This is a genomic window from Streptomyces smaragdinus, assembly GCF_009604385.1.
Taxonomy (GTDB): Bacteria; Actinomycetota; Actinomycetes; order Streptomycetales; family Streptomycetaceae; genus Streptomyces; species Streptomyces smaragdinus.
Window position 1 is genome coordinate 1 of sequence record NZ_WEGJ01000014.1, and the last position, 22,684, is coordinate 22,684.

Below are 22,684 nucleotides of genomic sequence, written 5' to 3' on the forward strand. Positions count from 1 at the left end.
CACCCGGTCGTACGCGCTGAACCTCGTCGGCATGGCCACCGTGCATCTGCTGGAGCGCGAGCCCGAGCAGTGCGCCGAGCGCACCGGCGAGGCCATCGCCGTCGCCCGCAGCATGCGCTCCGAGCGCCCGGGCCAGGCCCCGCCGCCCCCCGGCGGCTTCGCGCCGCCCGGCGCCCCGGCTCCCGGCCAGTACGCCCCGCCCGGCGCCCCCATGGCGCCCCCGGGCCAGTTCGCGCCCCCCGGCGCGCCCGCGCCCGGCCAGTACGCGCCCCCCGGTGCCCCGACCCAGCCCGCCGTGGCCGGGGCCCTGCCCAACCCGTTCGGCGCTCCCGGCGGCGCTCCCGCCCCGGGCCAGCCCGGCGCGTACGCGGTCCCGCAGCAGGCCCCCCTCGGCATCGCCAAGGCCATGGAGGCGTACCGCGAGACCCCGACCGGCCAGCGCTGGATGCTGCAGAACCCCAAGCTGATCCGCGCCGACATCGGCCTCGGACAGAACCAGGGCGTGCTGGCCCGCCAGGGCAGCATGGTGCTCTACCAGGGCAAGGTCGACTTCAGCTACAAGTCGTCCGGCGTCATGGGCCGCGTCACGCAGAACATGACCGGCCAGGAGATGCAGCTGATGCGCTGCAAGGGCCGCGGCCAGATCTTCTTCGCCGACGACGCCTCGTACCTCCACCCGATCGAGCTCCAGGGCGACGCGATCTGCGTCTCCGCGGAGAACGTCCTCGCCTTCGACGAGACCCTGCAGTACGAGGTCAAGCGGATCGAGGGCCACGGCATCCCCGGCGGCGCGCTGTTCACCATGCAGTTCACGGGGACGGGCACGGTCGTCGTGAAGACGCACGGCACCCCCGTCGTCCTCCCGGTGACCCCGACCACGTACAGCGACAGCCAGGCCATCGTCGCCTGGTCGGCCGCTGCCCAGGTCGTGCTCTCCAGCCAGGTCCGGCTGCGCCGCACGGCCTACCCCGGTCACAGCGGGGAGACTGTCAATCTCCAGTTCCGGGGCGCGCCCGGCAACTTCATCGTCGTCCAGCCCTACGAGGTCTAAGGGAGCCCGCAGTGGACCAGCAACTCATGGCGGGCTACGCCCCGACCCCGATCACCGCCCGGATGGAGAACCACGGCAGCGCCATGCTGAAGTCCGTGCTCCAGACCGGCGCGGACCTCTACGCGCGCGCCGGCTCGATGGTCGCGTACGAGGGGTTCATCCAGTACGAGCCGAACCCGCCGGCGCTGCGCCAGGCCGCCGCCCAGTGGCTGACCGGCGAGGGCGCGCCGCTGATGAAGTGCAGCGGCGACGGCATCCTCTATCTCGCCGACTACGGGGCGGACGTCGTCTGCGTCAACCTCAACAACGAGGCGATCTCCGTCAACGGCACCAATCTGCTGGCCTTCGACGCCCATCTCGAGTTCGGGGTGGAGAAGGTCAAGGGCCTGGCCCGGTTCGCCGGCCAGGGCCTGTGGAACGTACGGATCGCCGGCACCGGCTGGGTGGCGATCACCTCGCGCGGCACGCCGATCGTGGTGGACTGCTCCAGCCGCGGCGACGACGAGACGTACGTCGACCCGGACGCGCTGGTCGCCTGGTCCACGGACCTGAAGGTGAAGGCCAAGCGCACGGTCAAGATGGGCGCCCTCGTCGGGCGCGGCAGCGGTGAGGCGTTCCAGATCGGCTTCTCGGGCCGCGGCTTCGTCGTCGTGCAGCCGAGTGAGGACTCGACCGACCGCCTGCGGATCCGGGGCTGAGGGGGAGGGACACAACATGCAGAGTCCGCTTTTCGCATTCACCGAGAACCAGTCGCAGGAGCGCTACGCCCTGCAGAACGCGCAGATGCTGCGCTGCTATCTGGACGGGCAGAACGACCTGCTGGCCCGCAAGGGCTCCATGGTCGCCTACCAGGGCATGGTCGACTTCGACGGCGAGTACCAGGGCCAGGCCCGCCGCAACCGGCAGCGCCGGGCCGGCGAGGGCCTGGAGCTGATGCGCTGCTCCGGGCAGGGCACGGTCTATCTGGCCAATCTCGCGCAGTACCTGCACGTGGTGGAGGTCGACCAGGGCGGGATGACGGTCGACAGCTCGTACGTGCTGGCGCTGGACTCGACCCTGAACTGGGACGTGATCGCCGTCGACAGCCAGTACGGGATCTCCGGCTCCGGGAAGTTCAATCTGGAGATCACCGGCCGGGGCAAGGTCGTGCTGATGACGTCCGGGAAGCCGCTGATGCTGTCGGTGACGCCCGACCGCTACGTCAACGTGGACGCCGACGCGATCGTCGCCTGGTCGAGCGCCCTGCGGGTGCAGATGCAGTCGCAGACCTCCTCCTCGGGGGTCTGGCGGCGGCGCGGCAACACCGGCGAGGGCTGGGAGCTGGCCTTCCAGGGCAACGGCTTCGCCCTGGTGCAGCCCAGCGAGCAGCTGCCGCCGCAGAACGCGCTGCTGGGCCAGGGCGCCGCCGCGCAGTTCGGCATGGGGCAGCGCGGGTCGCACGGGCAGAACCAGAACAACATCTTCAGCAATCGCTGAGAGGTCATGACGAAGGGGGCGGCGTCCGCGGACGCCGCCCCCTTCGCCGTACGTGTCAGCTGCCCAGCCGCTGCCGCGTCGCGCGCACCAGCGCCGCCACCGACGAGTCGCCGAGCCGCTCGGCCTCGTCGTACGTGAACCACCTGAGGTCCAGCGACTCGTCGCTGATCTCCGGCACCGCCCCCGCCGGGGCCAGCGCCGCGTACTGCACGTCGAAGTGCCGGACGCACGGCCCCGGGATGGGGTGCAGGTCCAGCCGTACGGGGCCGCCGCCGAGCAGCACCAGGCCCGTGATCCCCGACTCCTCCCAGGACTCGCGCAGCGCGGCTTCCTCCAGCGTGTCGTCCTCCGGCTCGCAGTGACCGCCCATCTGCAGCCACAGCCCCAGCTTGCGGTGCAGCGTGAGCAGCACCCGCTCCCCGGCCGGGTCGACGACCAGCGCGCTGGCCGTCAGATGACCCGTCCCGCAGGACTTCCACATGGCGTCCGGGTGGGCGGCCAGCTGCTCCAGATACGCGTCGCGCAGCTCCGGCTGGTCGCCGTATTCCTTCAGTACGAGCACGGCGTCGTCGTGAAGACTCACTTCCCGGAGCCGCCCTCGTCCTCGGAACCGCCCTCGTCGGAGCCGGAGCCGTCCGCCGCGTCGCCCAGCATCTTGTCCAGCTCGGAGAAGTCCAGCTGCTCGCGGTGCACGAACCCGTCCGGGTCGTCCAGGTCCTCGGCCGTGGGCAGCATGTCCGGGTGCTCCCACAGCGCGTCGCGGCCGTCGGAGCCGCGGGCGTCGGCGAGGGAGGCCCACAGCCGGGCGGCGTCGCGCAGCCGGCGCGGGCGCAGCTCCATGCCGATCAGCGTGGCGAACGTCTGCTCCGCCGGACCGCCCGTCGCCCGGCGCCGGCGCAGCGCCTCGCGCAGCGCGTCGGCGGACGGCAGCCGCGAGGAGGCGGCGGCGTGCACCACCGCGTCCACCCAGCCCTCGACGAGCGCCAGGGCCGTCTCCAGCCGGGCCAGGGCGGCCTTCTGCTGGGGGGTGTCCTCCGGCTGGAACATGCCCTGCTGGAGCGCCTGCTGCAGCTCCTCCGGGTTCTGCGGGTCGAACTGGCCGACCAGGTCCTCCAGCTTGGAGGTGTCCACCTTGATGCCCGCCGCGTAGCCCTCGACCGCGCCGAACAGATGCGCCCGCAGCCACGGCACGTGCTGGAAGAGCCGCTGGTGGGCGGCCTCCCGCAGCGCCAGATAGAGCCGTACGTCGCCCTCCGGCAGATCCAGGCCCGCGCCGAAGGCGCGCACGTTCACCGGGAGCAGCGCGGCCTTCCCCGCCGGGCCCAGGGGCAGGCCGATGTCCGTCGAGCCGAAGACCTCGCCGGCGAGCACGCCCACGGCCTGGCCGATCTGCTGGCCGAACATGGCGCCGCCCATGGAGCGCATCATCCCGATCAGCGGGCCCGCCATGGCCTGCATCTCCTCGGGGAGCACATTGCCCATCGCCGTGCCGACCCGCTCGGCGACCGGGTCGACCAGCTCCTGCCACACCGGCAGCGTGGCCTCCACCCACTCCGCGCGGCTCCACGCCACGGTGGCGTTCGCGCCGGAGGGCAGCGCCGTCACGCCGTCCAGCCACAGGTCGGCCAGCCGCAGCGCCTCCTCGACGGCCTGGCGCTCCGAGGCACCGACGGACGCGTCCTTCGAGCCGTCCGCGGCGCCCTGGGAGACGGTCTGGCGGGCGATCTGCTTGGCCATGTCCCAGTTGACGGGACCGCCCTCGTAGCTCAGCATCTGGCCCAGCTGCTGGAACGCGGCGCCGAGGTCGGCCGGGTCGAACCCGCCGGGTCCGCCGCCGCCGGGCAGCCCGCCCATGCCGAAGAGCGCCGCGAAGGGGTTGTCCCCCGCGCCGCCGCCGCTGCCGAACCCGAAGGGGCCCGGGCCGCCCTGGCCGGGCTCCTTCTTGCCCTTGTCGTCGTCCCCGGGCTCCTGGGGGAGTCCGAATCCGAATGGGGTGTCACTCACGGTGTCCTCGGCTCGTCGTGCCGCCTGTGATCCGGGCCGGCAGCTGGTGCCCTCCAACACATCCAGCCTAGGCCCCGGCGCTGACCTCGCGCCTGGGGCAGGATGGGATGGAACTACTGCACACAACAGCTGGAGCCGCCCGGTGAGTTCCCCGGAACCAAACGTTCGCGGAGCGCGAACCCCGCACGACGCCGTGCCGGCGCACCGTCCTGTGATCGCCGTCACGGGCGCCGCGACCGGTGTCGGAGCCCTGCTCACGGCGCGGCTGGCGGACTCCGCCGAGGTCAGGGAGGTGCTGGCGTTCGACGAACGGCGCGGCTCCGCGGCCGAGGCCGTCTGGCACGTGATGGACGTACGGGACCCCGCCATCGCCGAGAAACTGCGCGGCGCCGACGTCGTCGTACACCTGGCCGTGGACCTCGATCTGGAGACCGACCCCGCCGCCCGGACGGCGTACAACGTACGGGGAACGCAGACGGTCCTTACCGCCGCCGCCGCGGCCGGCGTGCACCGGGTGGTCCTCCTCACCTCCGCGATGGTCTACGGAGCGTTGCCGGACAATCCCGTGCCGCTGTCGGAGGACGCCGAGCTGCGCGCCACGGAGGAGGCGACCGGTGTCGCCGACCTGCTGGAGATCGAGCGGCTCGCCCGCCGCGCGCCGCGCGCCCACCCCGGACTCAATGTGACGGTGGTCCGCCCCGCGGCCCTCGTGGGCGGCGTCGACACCCCGCTGACCAGGTACTTCGAGTCCCCCCGGCTGCTCGTCGTGAAGGGCTCGCGGCCGTGCTGGCAGTTCTGCCACGTGACGGACCTGGCGTCCGCGCTGGAGTTCGCCGCCCTCGGCAAGGCGGAGGGTGAGCTGGCCGTCGGCTGCGAGGGCTGGCTGGAGCAGGAGGAGGTGGAGCAGCTCACCGGGATCCGGCGGATGGAGCTCCCCTCCGCCGTCGCCCTGGGCGCCGCCGCCCGGCTGCACCGGCTGGGGCTCACGCCCTCGCCGGCCGGGGACCTCGCGTACACGATGCACTCCTGGGTCGTCAGCGGCTCGCGGCTGCACGACGCGGGATGGCGGCCCCGGTGGACCAACGAGGAGGCGCTCGCCGCGCTGCTCCAGGAGGTCGCGGGCCATCACACGGTCGCCGGCCGCCGGCTCGGCCGCAAGGACGCCACGGTCGCGGGGGCCGCGGGCGCCACGGTCGCGCTGCTCGGCACGGCCGCCGCGGTCCGCCAGATCCGGCGGGCGCGGCGGGGGAAGATCTGACGCGGCGACGGAATCCGCGTTCCGCGTTCCCGGACCATAGGGCAGGATGATCGCCATGGCACACACGTACGACCACCCCGGCGAGCAGGGCGTGGCCGACCCGATCCGGCTGCTCGGCATCCGGGACACGCCCCTGTCCCTGGACGAGGTGTACGCGGCCGTCGGCGACGACGCCGCGGGCGGCACGACGCTCTTTGTGGGCACCGTCCGCAACCACGACGGCGGCACCGACGTGGACACCCTCGGCTACTCCTGCCACCCCAGCGCGGAGGCGGAGCTGCGGCGCGTCGCGGAGAAGGTCGCCGCCGGCTATCCCGTCCGCGCGCTGGTCGCCGTGCACCGGGTGGGCGACCTGCGGGTCGGCGACATCGCGGTGATCGCCGCCGTCTCCTGCGCGCACCGCGGCGAGGCGTTCGAAGCGTGCCGCGAGCTGATCGATACCCTGAAGCACGAGGTGCCGATCTGGAAGCACCAGCGGTTCTCCGACGGCACCGAGGAGTGGGTCGGGGCCTGCTGACCCCGGCCCGTCCCGGGGAGCGGACGCCCCCGAGTTGCGTAACCCTCGCCGGGGCCGGAGCGTTGGCTTGACGGGCAGGTGAGCAGTTCACCGGATCAGCGCACAACACAAGGAGCACACCGGATGGCCGCGATCGCATGGCTGGTGATCCCCGTGGTGTCCGCCGGTGCCGCCGCGATATGGGCGGGCTGGGCGACCCGGGACAAGACGCAGGGAGACAACGCGGAGCTCCAGGGATACGAGAAGTTCCGCGAGGCCATGGAGCGTACGCACTCCGGATCGCACTCCCGTTCCGGAGCCGCGTAGGCGTCCCGTACTGTCTCCCCCATGCCACGCCGCACCGCGACGCTGCTCGCCGCCACGCTGACCCTCATGGTCTCCGTCTTCGCCCTGGCTCTGATCCCCTCGCCGTACGCCGAGATGTCCCCGGGCCCCACCGTCAATACCCTGGGCGAGCACGGCGGTGAGCCGGTCCTGCGGATCGACGGCCGCAAGACCTACCCGACCACGGGCAACCTCAACATGACGACGGTCCGCGTCACCGGCTCCGACTACCGGATGAGCTTCGTCGAGGCGTTCATGGGCTGGGTCTCCGGCAGCGACGCGGTCGTCCCGCACGACACCCTCTACCCCACGGACCAGTCCGCCGAGGAAGTCGACCAGGAGAACGCCGAGGAGTTCACCGCCTCGCAGGAGAGCGCCAAGGTCGCCGCGCTGAAGGAGCTGGACATCCCCGTCACGTCCTGGGTGATCGTGCAGTCCGTCGTCAAGGACAGCCCCGCCGAGGGCGCGCTGCACGCCGGCGACGTGATCGTGTCCGTCGACGGTACGCCGGTCAGGGCGACGGAGGACGTGGCGAAGCTCGTCACGAAGCACCAGCCGGGCGAGGAGACGACCTTCACGGTCATCCCCGCCAAGCGTGCCGCGGCGGCGAAGAAGGCCGGGAAGCGGCCGTCCGGCGGCGAGCAGGACGTCACCATCACCACGATGAAGGCCCCCGACGACCCCAAGCGGGCGATGGTCGGCATCCAGGCGGGGTCCGACCACGCCTTCCCGTTCGCGATCGACATCAAGCTCGCCGACGTCGGCGGCCCGAGCGCCGGCCTGATGTTCGCCCTCGGCATCGTCGACAAGCTGACGCCCGGATACCTCACCGGCGGGAAGTTCGTCGCCGGTACGGGCACCATCGACGACACCGGCAAGGTCGGCCCCATCGGCGGTGTGGAGCTGAAGACGATCGGCGCCCGCCGGCAGGGCGCGGAGTTCTTCCTCACCCCGAAGGAGAACTGCGCCTCCGCCGTCCGCGACACCCCCGACGGGCTGACGCTGGTCGAGGTCGCCACGATCGACGACGCGATAGCCGCCCTGGACGACATCCGCCGGGGCGACACGGACCGGCTGAAGACCTGCCGCGCGAGCTGACCGGGCGGCGGACCGCCCGGCGCCCGGCACCGGCAGCAGGCACAGCACTCAGTCGTCGAACGTGGCGGCCAGCGCCTCCGCGAGCCCCGGCACCAGCTCCGCGCCGGTCAGGACCTCCTGCGCCGAGTCCTTCTCGCGCAGCCGAAGCGCGCACTCCCGCGTCCCGTCCCGCAGCACGGCGACGGTCATCCGCACCTCCTGCCGGTCGGGGTGCTCACCCACCCACTTCGCCAGCGCCGCCTCGTCCAGGTCGGTGGGGATCGCGCTCTCCGCGGCCGGCGGCAGCATCAGCCGCTCGACGGTCACCGCGCACCCCGTGACGGCGCCGGGCCAGGCCAGTGTGGCGAGGAACTCGTCCAGGGGCTGCCCCGCGGGCAGCTCCTGCTGCTCGACGGGGGTCAGCGGGGCGGCATCGGGGTCACCCGGCTGATCCAGCCCCAGCTGGGCCGCGAGCTGCGGCTCCTGTACGCGCAGCTTCGCGGTGTCTACCAGGGCGAACAGCCGTACCGGCTGGTCCCAGCCGAAGCCCGCCGTGTACTCGTCGATCTCGAGGACGGCGCGGGTGAGGGGGGCTGCCGCGAATGCCGTGCCGTCGGTGGGAAGGTTGGACATGCCGCCATCCTCCCCCATCGGAGGTTGCGCCCCCCGTTCGGGAACTAGGTAAAGCGCGAGTAAGTTGCACCAGTGAGCCATCCGTGTCCCGGCATGGCCCAGCGCAACACCGACAACCGCACGGACCGACCCGCCGATATTCATCACTCGCAGAGGTGCGCACCCTTGGCTTTCCAGATGCCGGACCGCGGCTCAGGCCCCTCGGGGCCACGGATCAATCTAGGCCGGCCGTCCCGGCGTATGCGGACCCTGCTGATGACGCTGGGCGCGCTGGCGGTGCTGGCCATCATCTTCGTCATGTTCGCCGGCTTCTGGACCGACTGGCTCTGGTACCGCTCGGTGAACTACTCCTCCGTGTTCACCACCCAGCTGTGGACGAAGATCGGACTGTTCTTCGTCTTCGGCGGTCTGATGGCGCTGGCCGTGGGCCTGAACATCTGGCTCGCCCACCGGCTGCGCCCCCCGCTCTCCGCGATGTCGCTGGAGCAGGAGAGCCTCGACCGGTACCGGATGAACATCGCCCCGTACAAGAAGTGGCTGCTCATCGGCATCGCGCTGCTGATCGGCCTGATCTCCGGGGCCTCCGCCGCCGGCCAGTGGCGCACCTGGCTGATGTGGGTCAACGGGGTGTCGTTCCACCAGAGCGACCCGCAGTTCCACAAGGACATCTCCTTCTACGCCTTCGACCTGCCCTGGTACCGCTTCCTGCTCGGCTTCGGCTTCGCCGCCGTGGTGCTCTCGCTGATCGCCGCCGCCCTGGTGCACTACCTGTACGGCGGGCTGCGCGTCTCCAGCCCCGGCGCCCGCGCGACCTCGCAGGCCACCGGGCACCTCGCGGTGCTGCTCGGCGTCTTCGTCGGGCTGAAGGCCGTGGCGTACTGGCTCGACCGTTACGGACTGGCGGTCAAGTCCAGCGGGCTGCGCTCCGCGCACGACTGGACGGGCCTGCGGTACGTCGACGCCAACGCGTACCTCCCGGCGAAGACCATCCTCTTCGCCATCGCGATCATCTGCTCGTTGCTCTTCTTCGCCACCCTGTGGCGGCGGACCTGGCAGCTGCCCCTGATCGGCCTCGGCCTGATGGCGCTGTCCGCGATCCTGATCGGCGGGCTCTACCCGGCGATCGTGCAGAACTTCCAGGTCAAGCCGAACGAGCAGGCCAAGGAAGCGCCGTTCATCGCGAAGAACCTGAAGGCCACCAAGGCGGCCTACGGCATCGACGAGGCCCAGGTCGAGGACTACAGCGGGGAGGGTGACAAGCCCGACGACGCGCTGCGCCAGGACGTCGACCGCACGGCCAGCATCCGGCTGCTCGACCCGAACATCGTCTCCGGCACGTTCCAGCAGCAGCAGCAGGTCCGCAGCTACTACCAGTTCCCCGGCACCCTGGACGTCGACCGGTACGGCGAGCAGGACACCGTGGTCGGTCTGCGCGAGCTGAACGTCAGCGGCATCGAGGCGCAGAAGAGCTGGATCAACACCCACTTCCGCTACACCCACGGCTTCGGCGTGGTGGCCGCCAAGGGCACCGAGGTGACGTCGATCGGCGCGCCCTCGTACACCGAGTCCGAGCTGCCGCCCGTCGGACAGCTCGGCGACTACGAGCCGCGGGTCTACTACGGCGAGAAGACCAGCCAGTACTCGATCGTCGGCGGTCCCCAGACAGAGATCGACTACATCGACAAGGGCGGCAACGAGAAGGAGTACAGCTACGCGGGCACGAGCGGCGTCAGCCTCTCCAACCCGGTCAACCGGCTGGCGTACGCGCTGTCCTTCAGCGAGCCGCAGATCATGTACTCGGGCGCCATCGGCGACGGCTCGCGGATCCTCTACAACCGCACGCCCAAGCAGCGCGTCGAGGCCGTCGCGCCCTGGCTGACCATCGACGGCGACCCGTATCCGGCGGTCGTCGACGGACGGATCCAGTGGATCGTCGACGCGTACACGACGATCAACAACTATCCGTACGCCTCCCGTACGACCCTCGGCGACACCACGTCCGACTCGCTGACCAACGTCGACGACCAGCGGTCGCTGATCGCCCAGCAGAACAAGGTCAACTACATCCGCAACTCGGTGAAGGCGACCGTCGACGCGTACTCCGGCGACGTCAAGCTCTACGAGTGGGACACCGAGGACCCGGTGCTCAAGACGTGGAAGAAGGCGTTCCCGGGCACCGTGGAGCCGCGGTCGGCCATCAGCGACGATCTGATGAACCATCTGCGCTACCCGCAGGACCTGTTCAAGGTGCAGCGGGAGCTGCTCACGCAGTACCACGTGAAGACGGCGAACCAGTTCTACTCCGGCAGCGAGCGCTGGGCCGTGCCCAACGACCCGACGCGCGACCGGAGCGAGGCGCCGAGCGCCGTCCCGCCGTACTACCTGAGCATGCGGATGCCCGGGCAGGAGGACCGGGAGTTCTCGCTGACGACGACGTTCACACCCAACGGGCGGGACAACCTGGGCGCGTTCATGGCGGTCAACGCGGACGCCACCAGCAGCGGGTACGGCACGATCAGAGTGCTCAAACTGCCGTCCACCAATCCCGTCGACGGTCCCAAACAGGTGCAGTCGAAGTTCAACGCCGACCAGCAGATCGCCGAGACGATCCGATTGCTCAGGGGCGGTGACTCGGAGGTCGAGTACGGCAATCTGCTCACCGTGCCGCTGGGCGGCGGGCTGATGTACATCGAGCCCGTGTACGTCCGGGGCAAGCAGGTCGACCTGCCCCTGCTGAAGAAGGTCCTCGTCCGCTACGGCGACGACATGGCGTTCGAGGACAATCTCGACGAGGCGCTGGACGTGATCTTCGGGGCGAAGGAACCGACCACGGGCGGCCCCGAGGAGCCGGAGAAGCCCGAGAAGCCTGCCGAGGAGCCACCGGCGAACCAGTCGCTGGAGGACGCCGTCCAGGACGCCGTCGACGCGATGGCGGCGAGCGACGACGCGCTGGCGAAGAAGGACCTCAAGGGCTTCGCGGACGCCCAGGAGGACCTCAGGAAGGCCCTGGAGCGGGCGGAGGCGGCCCGAGAGAAGGCGGGCGGCCGGCAGTGACGGTTCCCGTGGTCCCCGGGAAACCCCGGGGACCACGGGGGAGGCCTCGAACTCGGGCCACGCCCATGGGGGTGCGGGTGGCGAAGCCCCCGCCCGCGGCGCGGAGCGCCGCAACAAATGCGAAGGCCCTCCTGGGAGGATGCGAAGCATCCGACCAGGAGGGCCTTCGGGCCGTAGCGGGGACAGGATTTGAACCTGCGACCTCTGGGTTATGAGCCCAGCGAGCTACCGAGCTGCTCCACCCCGCGTCGTTGTGTTCACAACCCTAGCACGGTCCGGGGGAGGGTCTGACCACCCAGCCGTCGGGGCCCGCCCCACCGGGCGTTCCCTGTCGTACGGCCGGAAGTCGATGATCGGAAGAGGTCGCTGTGCCAACGTCAAGTCGGCGGGCGTGAATTCGCTGCTTCGAGGTAAAGGGGCGCGAAGGGGTTTGGGGACCCTTGTTGTCGGGAAGTCGACAAAACGCTGAAGTGACCTTCCTGGCTGAGGTATACCAGGTGTACGGCGGTTGCGGGTGATGCGACGATGGAGCTCATGGGGGATGAGACAAGGGTGTTGGACGCCCGAAGAGTGGCCGGTGACGCCGGCGAGCAAGTGGTGACGGCCCGAGATATGGCCGGAATCAGTCCTACCGCCGGCGCCGCGGGGACGCCGGCGCACAGCGCCCTGGGCGCGGAACTGCTGCGCAGGGGCGATCTCGACGGTGCCGAACCGTATCTGCGGTCGGCCGTCGCGGACGGGGACCGGGCCGCCGCCAACAACCTCGGGGTGCTGCTGCACCAGCGGGGACAGACCGACGAGGCGGGGCACTGGTGGCGGATCGCCGCCGTCGCGGGTTCCGCCGCCGCGGCGCACGCGCTGGGGCGGCACTACCGCGAGCGGGGGGACGAGCCGGCCGCCGAGTACTGGCTGCGCCAGTCCGCGGACGGCGGCCACGCGCTGGGCGCGTACGCCCTGGCGGACCTGCTGGAGCACCGGGGGGATCCGGCCGCCGAGCGCTGGTTCCGCGCCGCCGCCGAGCAGGGGCACCGCGAGGGCGCGTACCGGCTGGCCCGGATCCTCGACCGGCGTTCGCGCGGCGCGGGCCCGGCGAGCGGGCTGCTGCCGCGTCAGCGCGGTGCCGCGGCGCCCGATCCGGACACCCTCGCCGGGGTCCGCGAGCCGGAGGTGGCCGGCGAGGCCGAGCAGTTCTACGTCCAGGCCGCCGCCCGCGGCCACCGGCGCGCCGCCCTGCATCTGGGCACGCTGCTGGAGGAGCGCGGGGACACCGAGCAGGCGCGGCGCTGGTATCTGGCGTCCGCCAAGGACGGCGAGCCCCGGGCCGCCTGCGCGCTGGGCTTCCTGCTGCGCGACGCCGGTGACGACGCGGGCGCGGCCCAGTGGTGGCGGCGCGCCGCCCAGGACGGCGACGGCAACGCCGCCAACGCGCTGGGGGCGCTGCACGCCGACCGGGGCGACGCCGCCCTGGCCGAGCGGTGGTACCGGGAGGCGCTGGACGCCGGCGACGTGAACGGCGCGTACAACCTGGCGCTGCTGTGTGCCGGGCAGCGCCGGCCCGAGCAGGCCGAGCAGTGGTACCGGCGCGCCGCGTACGCGGGGCACCGGGAGGCCGCCAACGCGCTCGCCGTGCTGCTGCTGCAGCGCGGGGACTCGGACGGGGCGGAGCCCTGGTTCTCCAAGGCCGCCGAGGCCGGCAGCGTCGACGCCGCGTTCAATCTGGGCATCCTCTTCTCCGGCCGGGGCGACGAGCGGGCCGCGCGGACCTGGTACGAGCAGGCCGCGGGGGCCGGGCACCGGGAGGCGGCGCTGCAGGTGGCGATCGCCGAGCTGCGGGCCGGCGGGTCCGAGGAGGTGGCCGGGCGGATGCTGCGGCTGGCGGCGGAGGGCGGCAGCGCGGAGGGCGCCTTCCGGCTGGCGGCGCTGCTGGAGGGCGGTGACGGTACGCCCGCGGAGTGCGAGCGGTGGTACCGCGCGGCGGCCGAGCAGGGGCACCGGCGGGCGCAGGTGCGGGTCGGGATGTGCGCCGCCGACCGGGGCGACGTGGCGGACGCCGCGCGCTGGTACCGGGCGGCGGCCGAGGCGGGCAGCCGCAATGGCGCGTTCAACCTGGGGCTGCTGCTGGCCCGGGAGGGCAGTGAGGCGGAGGCGGCGCTGTGGTGGCGGCGCGCGGCGGAGGCGGGTCACGGGCGGGCGGCGCTGCGGCTGGCGCTGATCGCGGCCCGGCGCGGGGAGCTGCCCGACGCCCGGGAGTGGGCGGCGCGGGCCGCGGAGCTGGGCCCGGAGGAGGTCGCCACGCGGGCGGCACGGCTGCGTGACGCGCTGACGGAGGAGCTGTCGGCGCAGACGGCGTAGGAGGTGCGACCGGCCCTTCCGGCGGAGGAGGGGCCCGGTCCCGTTAACGAATTTGCACTGGTCGGGGCCGCGGGTTATGGTTGAGACACAACGACGCGGGGTGGAGCAGCTCGGTAGCTCGCTGGGCTCATAACCCAGAGGTCGCAGGTTCAAATCCTGTCCCCGCTACCAGATCGAAGGGCCGGAACCGAATGGTTCCGGCCCTTCGTGCATGCGTGGCCGCGGGCGTACGAAAAGCGGGGGCCGAAGCCCCCGCCCGTAAAAGAACCTGGCCGCTACGAGCAGGCCGGACACAGCCCCCGGTACGTCACGTCCGCCGACGACACCGTGAACCCGAAGCGCTCCGCGTCCGGGAGATCCGCCAGGGGGTTCCCCGTGGGGTGGACGTCGCGGATCGCGCCGCAGCCCGAGCAGACCAGATGCTGGTGCGCGTGGTGCGCGTTCGGGTCGTACCGCTTGGCGCGGCCGTCCGTCGAGACCTCGATCACCTCACCGAGCGTGACCATCTCGCCGAGCGTGTTGTAGACCGTCGCCCGGGAGATCTCGGGCAGCCGCGCCACGGCACGCGCGTGCACCTCGTCCGCCGTGTAGTGGACGTGGTCGCCGTCGAGCACCTCGGCGACGACGCGCCGCTGCGCGGTCAGTCGCCAGCCACGGCTGCGCAGTCGTTCCAGGAGGTCGCTCATAGGCATCAGGGTAGCAGTGCGCGCAACCAAAGCCAGATCTCGTACGGCTCTGATTCTCTTCTTGACTTGGACATAGTCCAATGTAGGATCGGATCAGAAAGATCGACGATCACGGAGGCGCACGTGTCGCTCACCACTGAGGCCGGTGCTCCGGTCGCGGACAACCAGAACAGCGAGACCGCCGGTGTGGGTGGCCCCGTCCTGGTCCAGGACCAGCATCTGATCGAGAAGCTCGCCCACTTCAACCGCGAGCGCGTCCCCGAGCGGGTCGTGCACGCCCGCGGCGCGGGGGCGTACGGCACCTTCACCCTGACCGCCGACGTCACCCGGTGGACCCGGGCGGCGTTCCTCTCGGAGGCCGGCAAGCAGACGGAGACCTTCCTGCGGTTCTCGACCGTGGCCGGCAACCTCGGCTCCGCCGACGCCGTCCGCGACCCCCGGGGCTTCGCGCTCAGGTTCTACACCGAGGACGGCAACTACGACCTCGTCGGGAACAACACCCCCGTGTTCTTCATCAAGGACGCGATCAAGTTCCCCGACTTCATCCACACGCAGAAGCGCGACCCGTACACGGGCAGCCAGGAGGCGGACAACGTCTGGGACTTCTGGGGGCTGAGCCCCGAGTCGACGCACCAGGTGACCTGGCTCTTCGGCGATCGCGGCATCCCCGCCTCGTACCGGCACATGAACGGCTACGGCTCGCACACCTACCAGTGGAGCAACGAGGCTGGCGAGGTCTTCTGGGTCAAGTACCACTTCAAGACCGACCAGGGGATCAGGAACCTCACGGCCGCCGAGGCCGAGACGCTGGCCGGGAAGGACCCCGACTCGCACCAGCGCGATCTGCGCGAGGCCATCGAGCGCGGCGAGTTCCCCCGCTGGACGGTGCAGGTCCAGATCATGCCGGCGGCGGACGCGGCCACGTACCGCTTCAACCCGTTCGACCTGACCAAGGTCTGGCCGCACGAGGACTACCCGCCGGTCGAGATCGGCACCCTGGAGCTGAACCGCAATCCGGAGAACGTCTTCGCCGAGGTGGAGCAGGCGGCGTTCTCCCCGGCGAACTTCGTGCCCGGCATCGGCCCTTCCCCGGACAAGATGCTCCAGGGCCGGCTGTTCGCGTACGGCGACGCCCACCGCTACCGCGTCGGGATCAACGCCGGTCAGCTGCCGGTGAACCGCCCGCACGCCGCGACGGCCCGCACCTACGGCCGGGACGGCGTGCTGTACGACGGCCGGCACGGCGGGGCGAAGAACTACGAGCCCAACTCCTTCGACGGGCCGAAGGAGACCGGCCGCCCGCTCTGGCAGCCGGTGACCGTGACCGGTCCGACCGGCGACCATCCCGCCCCCGCGCACGCCGAGGACGACGACTTCGTCCAGGCGGGCAACCTCTACCGGCTGATGTCGGAGGAGGAACGCGAGCGCCTGATCACCAATCTCGCCGGAAATCTCGCGGGCGTGACACGCGAGGACATCGCGGCCCGCGCGATCGGGAACTTCCGCCGGGCCGACGAGGACTACGGCAAGCGGCTGGAGGCCGCCGTCCAGGCCCTGCGCGGCTGACGGGCGCCTGCCGTACCGAAGGCGGAGAGGCCGGACGCCGCGGGGCTCCGGCCTCTCCGCGCGCTCACGGGGCCGGCGCGGCCGCCATCTTGGCCGGGGCCCAGCAGCGGATGATGTCGCGCACCGAGACGACGCCCACCGGCTCGCCGTGCTCCAGCACGATGAGATGGCGGAAGCCGCCGTGTGTCATGGCCTGTGCGGCCTCTTCCAGGGTCCACTCGGGGGCCGCGAAGACGACGTCGGTCGTGGTGTGACCTTCGGCCGTCTCGCGGTCGGGGCTCTGGCCCGCTCCCACGGAGTTGAGTACGTCGCGCTCGGTGAGGATGCCGAGCCCGTAGTCGTCGGGGTCGAGGACCACCGCCGCGCCCACCCGGCGGGCGGACATCAGGGCGGCGGCCTGGCGGAGGGTGTGAGCCGGGCCGATGGTGAGGACGACCGTGCTCATGGCGTCGCTGACGAGCATGGTTGCGGAGCCCCTCTCTCTCGGTCGTCACCGGTGCCGGCGTCCGCCGGTACCGGACTCTGAGAAACATTTCACAATCGCACAAGCGACCTGATAGTCAGAGTCCCATGCGGGGGCGATGTCAACAAGGGGCGCTCGAAGCCCGTTTCGGGGGTGCGCGGCTCAGTCGCCGAGGTACCCCAGCAGCTGGTCGTGCAGATGTCCGTTGGACGCCGCGGCGTTGCCGCTGTGCGGGCCCGGCACACCGTTCAGACCGGTGAACCGCCCGCCGGCCTCCTGGACGACGATCGCCGGCGCCGCCATGTCCCAGATGGACAGCTCCGGTTCGGCGCACGCGTCGACCGTGCCCTCGGCGACCATCATGTACGGCCAGAAGTCCCCGTACGCCCGGGTGCGCCACACCGCCCGGCTCAGGTGCAGGAAGCTGTCCAGCCGCCCGAGCTCGTCCCAGCCGGTGAGCGAGGAGTACGCGAACGACGCGTCGCCGAGCTCCGACACCGACGACACCTTCAGCCGGGTCGCCTGGGAGAGGCTGCGCCCCATGTACGCGCCGCCGCCCTTCGCCGCCCACCAGCGCCGGCCCAGCGCGGGCGCGGACACCACGCCGACGACCGGTTCGTAACCGCCCTCGGCCGGCGTCATCAGGGAGATCAGGGTGGCCCAGACGGGCACCCCGCGGACGTAGTTCTTCGTCCCGTCGATGGGGTCGACCACCCAGCGGCGGGGGCCGACGCCCTCCAGGCCGTACTCCTCGCCCATCACCGCGTCGCGCGGGCGCGAGCGGCGCAGGGCGGAGCGGATCAGCTCCTCGGCCGCCTTGTCCGCCTCGGACACCGGCGTCATGTCCGGCTTCGTCTCGACCTTCAGGTCGAGTGCCTTGAAGCGGGCCATGGTCGCCGCGTCCGCCTGGTCGGCGAGGACATGGGCCAGGCGCAGATCATCGTGAAAATCGGCCATGGGCGAACAGTATCCCGAGACCAGCCGGAGTAGTTGTGCACGGCGGGCGCGTCCGGCCGTGGGGCGCTCCGTGCCGGGAGCCTTGACAGCCTCCGGACGCGCGTCAATTCTGGGCCCACCGCGTGTGGTCGGAGGCAAGGATGCCTACAGCACGAGACGTACTGCTGGACGCCGCCTTCACGGCGCTCCGTAACCGGCCCTGGGCCGGTGTGCGGATGGTCGACGTGGCCGTCTCCGCCGGGGTGTCGAGGCAGACGCTCTACAACGAGTTCGGCAGCAAGGAGGGCCTCGCCCAGGCGCTCGTCAGACGTGAGGTCGACGGGTTCCTCAGGGGCGCGGAGCAGTCGCTGGACGCCGGCGGGTCCGGTGCCGGCGTGCCCGCGCGGCTCGCGGCGCTGGGCGCCTGGACGGTGCGCGCCGCCCGCGCCAATCCGCTGGTACGGGCGGTCCTGACCGGCTGCTGGGGGGTGGAGCTGCCCCTGATGGCCCGGCCGGGGCGGGGGCCCGGTGTCCCCGGGCAGCGCGGGCCGGACGGGACGCGGCCGGTGGAGACGCCGACGGAGCTGGTGGACAAGGTGTGCGACCGGGCGGTCGCGGCGCTGGCGGCGGACTGGGACGGGGGGCCGGGACTGGCCGCCGCGTGCGAGGAGTTCACCCGGATCACGGTCAGCTATGTGATCGCGCCCGCGGCCAAGGGGGAGCCGGATCCGCTGGAGCGGATCGCGGCGGAGCTGCTGTCAGTGCCCGCCGGAGCCCGACAGCTGCAGGCCGATGACCCCGACAATCACCAGTGAGATCGACACGAGCTTGAGCGTCGAGACCACGTCGCCGAGGAACGCCATGCCGTAGATCGCCGTACCGGCCGCGCCGATGCCGGTCCACACCGCGTACGCGGGGCCGACGTCGAGCTTCTTCAGGGAGAGCGTCAGCAGTCCGAAGCTGCCGAGGGCGAACGAGCAGAAGGCGATGGTCGGCCACAGCCGGGTGAAGCCGTGGCTGAGCTTCAGACAGACGGCGAACCCGGTCTCCAGGAAGCCGGCGACCACGACGAGGAGCCATGCGAGTGCCATTGCTCCGTACGACCTCCTCGTCGACTGCACTTTCCCGGGGGACAACCCCCGGACCCCCGGCCGGAAAGCGGGTCGGCCGGGTGACCCCGTGGAATTCGCGAGGCCGTCTTTGAGTAATGAAGTATGCATTGCCCGAGGCACGGCAGTGGGCAAACATCGCCGATCAGTTCGGTTCCGTGACCTGGGGTCCCGTACGGTCGGCGGCGGCGTCAGTCGCCCTCGCGGCGCTCCCGCGTCGCCAGCAGCCGGCGCAGCGAGTGCAGCCGGGCCGGGTCGGCGTGGCCCTCGGCCACGTACGCGTCCAGGGCGCAGTCCGGCTCGTCGTGGCTGCACGCGCGCGGGCAGTTCTCCGTGCCCGGCTCCAGGTCGGGGAAGGCGTGGATGACGCGGGACGGGTCGACGTGGTTGAGACCGAAGGACCGTACGCCCGGGGTGTCGATCACCCAGCCGTCGGAGTCCGGCAGGGGGAGCGCGAGCGCCGACGTCGTGGTGTGCCGGCCGCGGCCCGTCACCGCGTTGACGTCGCCCGTGGCCCGCTGGCGGTCCGGGACGAGGGCGTTGACCAGGGTCGTCTTGCCGACGCCGCTGTGGCCGACGAACGCCGTGACCCGGCCGTCGATCTCCGCGCGGACGAGGTCGACGCCGCTGCCGTCGGCCAGTTGGTCCTTGCGGGTGGCGACCGCCCGTACGCCCAGCGGGGCGTAGGTGTCCAGGAGGGTCTCCGCCGGCGCGAGGTCGGCCTTGGTGAGGATCAGCAGCGGCTCCAGGCCCGCGTCGTACGCGGCGACCAGACAGCGGTCGATCAGCCGGGGGCGGGGCTCGGGGTCGGCCAGCGCGGTGACGATCGCCAGCTGGTCGGCGTTGGCGACGACGACGCGCTCGTACGGGTCGTCGTCGTCCGCCGTGCGACGCAGCACGGAGGAGCGCTCCTCGACCCGCACCACCCGGGCCAGGGTGCCCTCGTCGCCGGAGAGATCGCCGATCACCGCGACCCGGTCGCCCACGACGATGCCCTTGCGGCCCAGCTCGCGGGCCTTGACCGCGGTGACCTTGCGGCCGTCGACCAGGCAGGTGATCCGGCCCCGGTCGATGGTGAGGACGAAGCCGGGCACGGCGTCCTCGTGCTTGGGCCGGTTCCGGCTGCGCGGCCGGCTGCCGCGCCGGTCGGGCCGGATCCGGACGTCGTCCTCGTCGGTGTGCTTGCCGTAGCGCCGCATCCGGGCGGTCAGTCCCGCTCGCCCAGCAGGGCGGCCCACATCGCCGGGAAGTCCGGCAGGGTCTTCGCCGTCGTCGCCACGTTCTCCACCTCTACACCTTCCACCGCCAGGCCGATCACCGCGCCCGCAGTGGCCATCCGGTGGTCGTCGTACGTGTGGAAGACGCCGCCGCGCAGCGGGCGGGGGCGGATGCGCAGACCGTCCGCCGTCTCGGTGACGTCGCCGCCGAGGGCGTTGATCTCCTTGGTGAGGGCGGCGAGGCGGTCCGTCTCGTGCAGCCGCAGATGGGCGACGCCCCGCAGGGTGGAGGGGGAGTCGGCGAGGGCGGCGACCGCGGCGATGCCGGGGGTGAGCTCGCCGACCTCGGACAGGTCGATGTCGATGCCGTGCACCGTGCCGGTGCCGGTGAACGTGAGGCCCTTGGGCGTCAGCTCGTACGAACCGCCCATCGCGGTGAAGATCTCCCGCAGCGCGTCACCCGGCTGGGTGGTGCGCGCCGGCCAGTCCGCGACCGTGACCCGGCCGCCGGTGATCAGCGCGGCGGCGAGGAACGGCTGGGCGTTGGACAGGTCGGGCTCGATCACCAGGTCCCGGCCGAGGAGGGCGCCGGGGGCAACCCGCCAGACGTTCGGCTCGCCGCTGTCGTCCGGGGTGGTGACCTGGGCGCCGGCGGCGCGCAGCATGTCGACGGTCATCCGGATGTGCGGCATCGAGGGCAGGGTGCGGCCGGTGTGGCGCAGCTCCAGGCCCTGGTTGAAGCGGGGGGCGGAGAGCAGCAGGGCGCTGATGAACTGGGAGGACGACGAGGCGTCCACCTCGACCCGGCCGCCGTCCAGCGCGCCCCCGCCGTGCACGGTGAGCGGCAGGGCGCCGCGTCCCGCGTCGTCGATGCGGGCGCCGAGGGCGCGCAGGGCGCCGATCACGCCGTGCAGGGGGCGCTCGTGGCTGCGGGGGTCGCCGTCGAAGCGGACGTCGCCGGACGCCAGCGCGGCGACGGGGGGCAGGAAGCGCATCACGGTGCCGGCGTTGCCGACGTCCACCGTCGCCGGGCCGCGCAGCGCGGCGGGGATCACGCGCCAGGCCTCGCCGGTGCCGTCGGGGCCGACCCCTTCCTCGATGCCGGCGCCGAGGGCGCGCAGACCCTGGGCCATCAGCGCCGAGTCGCGTGAGCGCAGCGGCCGGCGCAGCCACCCGGGCTCGGCCGCCAGCGCGGCGAGGACCAGGGCGCGGTTGGTGACCGACTTGGACCCGGGCACGGTCACGTCCGCCGCCACGGGCGCGGAGGCGGTGGGTGCGGGCCAGGGGTCTGGGTGGGCGGACATGGCGTCCACCTTAGTCAACGAGGAGCGTCGCTCCGCCCGCGAGTGCGCCGAGGGAGACGGCGTAGAAGAGGAACACCCACAGGGTCGCGGGGGCGTGCGTGAGGCGGGCGAGCTGGTCGGCGTCGGAGGAGGGGGCGCGGCCGCGGGCCCGTTTGCGCTGCAGCTCCTGGACCGGTCGTACGCCGCCTATCAGCAGGAACCACACCGACCAGTACGCGAACGCCGCCTGGACGTCCGGCCCGGCGAACCACGAGACCAGGAAGAACGCCGCGCCCGTGAGGACGACGCTGAGCACTCCGTACGCGTTCCGGATCATGATCAGCATCGCGGCGAGCAGCAGCACCGCGCCCCAGAGCAGGGCGGTGATGTGGTTCGACGCGAGCAGCCAGGCGCCGGCCAGGCCCAGGAGGGAGGGCGCGGTGTAGCCGGCGGCGGCCGTCAGGACCATCCCGGGGCCGTGCGGTTTGCCGCGGCTGACGGTGAGGCCCGAGGTGTCGGAGTGCAGCCGGATCGCGGTGAGCTGCCGTCCGGTGAGCAGGGCGACGAGGGCGTGGCCGCCCTCGTGCGCGATGGTGACGGCGTTACGGAGCAGCCGCCACGGGGTGCCGGTGAGCACCGCGAGCAGGGCGACCGCCGCGGTGGCGCCGATCAGCCACTGCTCGGGGTCGGGCTGGGTGCCGGTGACCTCGTGCCAGAGCGCGGAGAGGCTGACGTCGTCGGTCATCGGGTCCTCCGGGTCGGGGTTGCAGGGGAGTCTGGCACGGGCTCCCTCCGAGCGGAATCGCGGTCCCGCCCTCGGCCGGATTCCGGCGTGAGATCGTGGAACACATGTGTGGACGCTACGCATCCAGCCGTAAGCCCGAGGACCTCGTGAAGATCTTCGACGTGGAGAAGTGGGACCCCGTCGAAACCCTCGAGGCGGACTACAACGTCGCCCCCACCAAGGACGTGTACGCCGTCCTGGAGCGCCCCGTGCGGGGCAGCGACGACCCGCGGCCGGTCCGCCAGCTCCGCACCCTGCGCTGGGGGCTCGTCCCGTCCTGGGCGAAGAGCCCGGACACCGGCGTCAAGATGATCAACGCCCGGGCGGAGACCGTGGTCGAGAAGCCCGCGTACCGCCGGGCCTTCGCCTCCCGGCGGTGTCTGCTGCCCGCCGACGGCTATTTCGAGTGGATGACCGCCAAGGGCGAGCTGCAGCTCGAGCAGGAGGGGAAGAAGAAGCGCCCGCGCAAGCAGCCGTACTTCATCACCCCGGCCGACGGCTCGGTGTTCGCGATGGCCGGGCTGTTCGAGTTCTGGCGCGACAAGACCCTCCCCGACGACGACCCCCGCGCCTGGTGGGTCACCTGCACCGTGATCACGACCGACGCCGAGACCACCCCCCTGGCCGGCGGCCCCGCCCACGAGGGCGGCCCCGGCGCCCTGGCCGAGATCCACCCCCGGATGCCGCTGATGCTCCCCGCCGACCGCTGGGACGCCTGGCTCGACCCGGCGAACGCGGACCTCGACGAGATCAAGGGCCTGCTCGCCCCGCCCCCGCACGGCCTGCTCAAGGCGTACCCGGTGTCCACGGCCGTCAGCAACGTCCGCAACAACGGCGCCGACCTGGTGAAGGAGATCGACGCGCCGGAGGAGGGCACCCTCTTCTGACGGCCGG

Annotated in this window: 21 protein-coding genes, 2 tRNA genes and 1 pseudogene; 13 read left to right on the forward strand and 11 right to left on the reverse strand. The window is 72.0% G+C overall.

Annotated elements, in window-relative coordinates; genetic code table 11:
• Window positions 1–53: 53 nt before the first annotated feature.
• From SRB5_RS18665 to SRB5_RS18675, 3 genes and pseudogenes are all read left to right on the forward strand, one after another.
• Window positions 54–1,051, forward strand: a pseudogene (locus tag SRB5_RS18665) (AIM24 family protein); the annotation flags it as partial.
• Between the two features lie 11 nt (window positions 1,052–1,062).
• Window positions 1,063–1,749, forward strand: a complete 687-nt coding sequence (locus tag SRB5_RS18670; protein ID WP_323378130.1) for an AIM24 family protein — start codon at window positions 1,063–1,065, stop codon at window positions 1,747–1,749.
• A 16-nt stretch (window positions 1,750–1,765) separates the two neighbouring features.
• Entirely contained in the window at window positions 1,766–2,527 is a 762-nt protein-coding gene (locus tag SRB5_RS18675) for an AIM24 family protein (RefSeq protein ID WP_153453460.1), read from the forward strand.
• Between the two features lie 55 nt (window positions 2,528–2,582).
• Here SRB5_RS18675 and SRB5_RS18680 read toward each other — a convergent pair whose 3' ends face one another.
• Window positions 2,583–3,110: an NUDIX hydrolase gene (locus SRB5_RS18680; protein WP_323378131.1), complete on the reverse strand. Its 528-nt coding sequence runs from the start codon at window positions 3,108–3,110 to the stop codon at window positions 2,583–2,585.
• Window positions 3,107–4,531, reverse strand: coding sequence for a zinc-dependent metalloprotease (locus SRB5_RS18685; protein ID WP_323378132.1), 1,425 nt, complete (start codon window positions 4,529–4,531; stop codon window positions 3,107–3,109). The genes SRB5_RS18680 and SRB5_RS18685 overlap by 4 nt, the downstream gene beginning before the upstream one ends.
• Window positions 4,532–4,673: 142 nt before the next feature.
• Here SRB5_RS18685 and SRB5_RS18690 point away from each other — a divergent pair, with 142 nt between their 5' ends.
• The 4 genes from SRB5_RS18690 to SRB5_RS18705 all read left to right on the forward strand — a co-directional run bounded on the left by SRB5_RS18690 (window position 4,674) and on the right by SRB5_RS18705 (window position 7,728).
• Window positions 4,674–5,789, forward strand: a complete 1,116-nt coding sequence (locus SRB5_RS18690) for an SDR family oxidoreductase (RefSeq protein ID WP_323378133.1) — start codon at window positions 4,674–4,676, stop codon at window positions 5,787–5,789.
• 55 nt (window positions 5,790–5,844) lie between these two features.
• On the forward strand, window positions 5,845–6,306 hold the full coding sequence (locus SRB5_RS18695; RefSeq protein WP_153453463.1) for a molybdenum cofactor biosynthesis protein MoaE: 462 nt from the start codon (window positions 5,845–5,847) through the stop codon (window positions 6,304–6,306).
• 123 nt (window positions 6,307–6,429) lie between these two features.
• The gene (locus tag SRB5_RS18700; protein WP_153453465.1) at window positions 6,430–6,612 is read left to right on the forward strand and encodes a hypothetical protein; all 183 of its coding nucleotides are present in this window, start codon (window positions 6,430–6,432) and stop codon (window positions 6,610–6,612) included.
• Between the two features lie 21 nt (window positions 6,613–6,633).
• A complete protein-coding gene (locus SRB5_RS18705; RefSeq protein ID WP_153453467.1) occupies window positions 6,634–7,728 on the forward strand; it encodes a YlbL family protein in 1,095 nt (364 codons plus the stop codon).
• Between the two features lie 48 nt (window positions 7,729–7,776).
• Here the strand turns inward: SRB5_RS18705 and SRB5_RS18710 are convergent, their stop codons facing one another.
• Complete coding sequence (locus tag SRB5_RS18710; protein ID WP_153453469.1) at window positions 7,777–8,340, reverse strand: PPA1309 family protein; 564 nt, start codon at window positions 8,338–8,340, stop codon at window positions 7,777–7,779.
• A 177-nt stretch (window positions 8,341–8,517) separates the two neighbouring features.
• On the opposite strand from SRB5_RS18710, the gene SRB5_RS18715 reads away from it, so the two are divergent.
• A complete protein-coding gene (locus tag SRB5_RS18715) occupies window positions 8,518–11,394 on the forward strand; it encodes a UPF0182 family membrane protein (RefSeq protein ID WP_153453680.1) in 2,877 nt (958 codons plus the stop codon).
• 174 nt (window positions 11,395–11,568) lie between these two features.
• On the opposite strand, the gene SRB5_RS18720 is transcribed toward SRB5_RS18715, so the two are convergent.
• A tRNA-Met gene (locus SRB5_RS18720) sits at window positions 11,569–11,642 on the reverse strand.
• A 277-nt stretch (window positions 11,643–11,919) separates the two neighbouring features.
• Here SRB5_RS18720 and SRB5_RS18725 point away from each other — a divergent pair.
• Together SRB5_RS18725 and SRB5_RS18730 are read left to right on the forward strand one after the other, a co-directional pair.
• Window positions 11,920–13,746: a tetratricopeptide repeat protein gene (locus SRB5_RS18725; protein WP_153453471.1), complete on the forward strand. Its 1,827-nt coding sequence runs from the start codon at window positions 11,920–11,922 to the stop codon at window positions 13,744–13,746.
• A gap of 94 nt (window positions 13,747–13,840) precedes the next feature.
• Window positions 13,841–13,917: transfer RNA gene (locus SRB5_RS18730), tRNA-Met, on the forward strand.
• Between the two features lie 104 nt (window positions 13,918–14,021).
• Here SRB5_RS18730 and SRB5_RS18735 read toward each other — a convergent pair.
• On the reverse strand, window positions 14,022–14,432 hold the full coding sequence (locus SRB5_RS18735; protein WP_153453473.1) for a Fur family transcriptional regulator: 411 nt from the start codon (window positions 14,430–14,432) through the stop codon (window positions 14,022–14,024).
• A 123-nt stretch (window positions 14,433–14,555) separates the two neighbouring features.
• Here SRB5_RS18735 and SRB5_RS18740 point away from each other — a divergent pair, with 123 nt between their 5' ends.
• The gene (locus tag SRB5_RS18740; RefSeq protein WP_194292957.1) at window positions 14,556–15,998 is read left to right on the forward strand and encodes a catalase; all 1,443 of its coding nucleotides are present in this window, start codon (window positions 14,556–14,558) and stop codon (window positions 15,996–15,998) included.
• A gap of 64 nt (window positions 15,999–16,062) precedes the next feature.
• On the opposite strand, the gene SRB5_RS18745 is transcribed toward SRB5_RS18740, so the two are convergent.
• Both SRB5_RS18745 and hisN read right to left on the reverse strand, forming a co-directional pair.
• A complete protein-coding gene (locus tag SRB5_RS18745) occupies window positions 16,063–16,461 on the reverse strand; it encodes a CBS domain-containing protein (RefSeq protein ID WP_153453477.1) in 399 nt (132 codons plus the stop codon).
• A 162-nt stretch (window positions 16,462–16,623) separates the two neighbouring features.
• A complete protein-coding gene (gene hisN, locus SRB5_RS18750) occupies window positions 16,624–17,418 on the reverse strand; it encodes a histidinol-phosphatase (RefSeq protein WP_153453479.1) in 795 nt (264 codons plus the stop codon).
• A gap of 140 nt (window positions 17,419–17,558) precedes the next feature.
• On the opposite strand from hisN, the gene SRB5_RS18755 reads away from it, so the two are divergent.
• On the forward strand, window positions 17,559–18,212 hold the full coding sequence (locus SRB5_RS18755) for a TetR/AcrR family transcriptional regulator (protein WP_153453481.1): 654 nt from the start codon (window positions 17,559–17,561) through the stop codon (window positions 18,210–18,212).
• Here SRB5_RS18755 and SRB5_RS18760 read toward each other — a convergent pair.
• From SRB5_RS18760 to SRB5_RS18775, 4 genes are all read right to left on the reverse strand, one after another.
• A complete protein-coding gene (locus SRB5_RS18760) occupies window positions 18,156–18,488 on the reverse strand; it encodes a DMT family transporter (RefSeq protein ID WP_153453483.1) in 333 nt (110 codons plus the stop codon). The genes SRB5_RS18755 and SRB5_RS18760 overlap by 57 nt on opposite strands.
• Before the next feature lie 209 nt (window positions 18,489–18,697).
• Entirely contained in the window at window positions 18,698–19,705 is a 1,008-nt protein-coding gene (gene rsgA, locus SRB5_RS18765) for a ribosome small subunit-dependent GTPase A (protein ID WP_153453485.1), read from the reverse strand.
• Between the two features lie 8 nt (window positions 19,706–19,713).
• Window positions 19,714–21,027: a 3-phosphoshikimate 1-carboxyvinyltransferase gene (gene aroA / locus SRB5_RS18770; protein WP_153453487.1), complete on the reverse strand. Its 1,314-nt coding sequence runs from the start codon at window positions 21,025–21,027 to the stop codon at window positions 19,714–19,716.
• Window positions 21,028–21,037: 10 nt separating this feature from the next.
• On the reverse strand, window positions 21,038–21,751 hold the full coding sequence (locus SRB5_RS18775; RefSeq protein WP_153453489.1) for a M50 family metallopeptidase: 714 nt from the start codon (window positions 21,749–21,751) through the stop codon (window positions 21,038–21,040).
• Window positions 21,752–21,855: 104 nt separating this feature from the next.
• Between SRB5_RS18775 and SRB5_RS18780 the strand changes: the two genes are divergently transcribed.
• On the forward strand, window positions 21,856–22,677 hold the full coding sequence (locus SRB5_RS18780; protein WP_153453491.1) for an SOS response-associated peptidase: 822 nt from the start codon (window positions 21,856–21,858) through the stop codon (window positions 22,675–22,677).
• The last annotated feature ends 7 nt before the right edge of the window (window positions 22,678–22,684 follow it).